Raw genomic sequence first — 2,322 nt, forward strand, 5'->3', positions numbered from 1 at the left:
GGATACGGTGCCATTCACATCTTTGAACAACTCGTGCAGGTACCGCTTTGAAATCCCGCAAAGGTCGGCAATCATGTCCGGTGACAGGTTCGGGTTCGTCAGGTTGTCACGAATGACCTGTTCGACCCGCCGTAAATGGGCTGTCCGGACCGACGATCCCGCACCGGGATCTTCGGCCCCGACTTCTTCCAGCGATAGGGCCAGAAGTTCCAGCAGATGCCGTGTCAGCACCGAACTGCTTCGGTAATCTGTCGACATTTCCTGATCGTGTACCCCTTGTACCATCGACGAAAATAGTGCCCCCATGCCGGAATACCCGTTCAGCACCTTGGCGCAAAAGCGGTCAGGATCATGGATACGATCCGCAAGGGCCTGACGCCCGACCTTCATGACATATAGATCGGCGCAGCTTTCATATGAAAACCGGTAGGGCTCGTCGCCGCGTTCCAGAATAAATCCGCCCGGATCGCAGCGGACCTCTTTGCCCAGCTGCCGGAACACGACGGGGCTCTTGAGGGGAATCGTGACCAGATACTCTTCTTCCGTGGCGGACTTGATATGGTGGGGACGACGCTCGAACTGCAGGGGTTCTGTTGACAGGCGAGAGACCGAGATTTGCCCCATCTCGCGGCGTGATAACCGGCCCCGAAACGTTTCCGGCGAGCGGAAGCTCAAGTGCAAAGGGAAATAGGTTTCGGCAATGATCGAACTCCACGCTGCGGCACGATGTGGCGCTGCTGCGTTGTCCGTAGAATATTGCTCCAACGTCATGACCAACCTCCCCTGTTTGCCTTGACTATAAGGAAGGCTAGGGAAGGAAGGCTAGGGGCCGAAACCCCATGTGTCAAGCGTTTTCACGGGCTTTGACGCCCAAGTGCACGGATTCGCAAATCATTGCGCACCCATCGTCAAGACGAAGCGCGATTCCGCAGGCAGGCTGCATCCAACAACAACGATAATGCCGTTTCGGGCGGCGCGCTGACAGGGAGATTCCCCCGGATTCCGGGGCCTCTACAGCTTTGTCCGGACGGTGTGTAACAGCCTCGGAGGACCTTATGGCTACACCTACCGTCGACCCCATCACGCTGTCCGTGGTGCGTGGTGTTCTGGAAACCACGCAGCGCGAAATGACGCTGGCTCTGGAAAAAACCGCGCGCAGTTCCGTGTTCAATCTGGCGCATGACTATTCCACGGCCCTGTTCAACCACACGCCGGAAATGATCCTGCAAGGGCAGGATATTCCGATCCACCTTGGTTCGCTTATTCCGGCGATGAAGGCCGTCGCTGGTTTCTTTGAAGGCGACATCAACGAAGGCGATCTGATCCTGCATAACGACCCCGATTATGCGGGTAGCCACATCATTGATACCTGCATGTACTACCCCGTTTTCTATCAGGGCGAGCTGGTGTTCTGGACCGTGTGCAAGGGCCACCTGACCGACATTGGTGGTCCGGTGCCCGCAGGTTATAACCCCGAAGCCAAAGAGATTTTTGCCGAAGGTCTGCGCATTCCCCCCGTGAAAATCTGGGACAAGGGCAAGCCGCGTCACGACGTGCTGAACATGCTGCTGACCAACATGCGCGCGCGCCGCGACCAAGAGGGGGATTTCAACGCCCTGATCGGCGCCTGTCAGGTCGGCGCCCGCAATCTGGTCGCGCTGATGGACAAATACGGCAAGGATACCGTTCAGGATTGCATCGAAGTGCTGTTGAGCATGGCCAACAAGCACATGGACAAACTGATTTCGCAGGTTCCGGATGGCACCTATACCGGAACGGCCGTTCTTGAGGATGCGGGCCACGGATTCGGTGATTTCGACATCACCGCGACCGTCACGATCAAGGGCGAAACCTGCCATATCGAGATCGCAAGCCCGCCACAGATCCCGTATTTCATCAACTCCTACGAGGGCAACAGCTACTCGGGTGTTTACCTCGGCCTGATGATGTTTGCGCAATTGCCGCCACCCTATAACGAGGGGCTGTATCGCAACGTGACGGTGAACATGGGGCCCAAAGGGACGCTGTGTAACGCGAAATCCCCCGCACCGCACATGAACTGTACCACCACGCCGATGGAAACCCTGACCGATGCTGTTCGTCTGGCATTCGAACAGGCCGCACCGGACAAGGTTTCGGCCAGTTGGGGACATGCCAACGGCTGTAACATCGCCGGTTGGGACGACCGTCACGACGAAGAATACGTGACCATGGTTCTGGCCTCGGTCATTTCGGGGGCAGGGGCTACGGCCACGCAGGACGGCTGGCACGTGCGCGGACCGCTGTGCTGTTTCGGGGCCCTGACCTCGGGCGATATCGAGA

At 57.8% G+C, this 2,322-nt stretch carries 2 protein-coding genes; one reads left to right on the forward strand and one right to left on the reverse strand.

All coding sequences use genetic code 11. The features are described from left to right. Window positions 1-771: AraC family transcriptional regulator (locus A3764_RS15540; protein WP_150122215.1), on the reverse strand; the 771-nt coding region annotated here is incomplete at its 3' end. 284 nt (window positions 772-1,055) lie between these two features. Here A3764_RS15540 and A3764_RS15545 point away from each other — a divergent pair. Beyond that, window positions 1,056-2,322, forward strand: a 1,267-nt coding sequence (locus tag A3764_RS15545; RefSeq protein ID WP_067951747.1) for a hydantoinase B/oxoprolinase family protein, incomplete at its 3' end; no start/stop codon positions are given.

The sequence above is a fragment of the Sulfitobacter sp. HI0129 genome, from assembly GCF_001635395.1.
Lineage (GTDB): Bacteria > Pseudomonadota > Alphaproteobacteria > Rhodobacterales > Rhodobacteraceae > Sulfitobacter.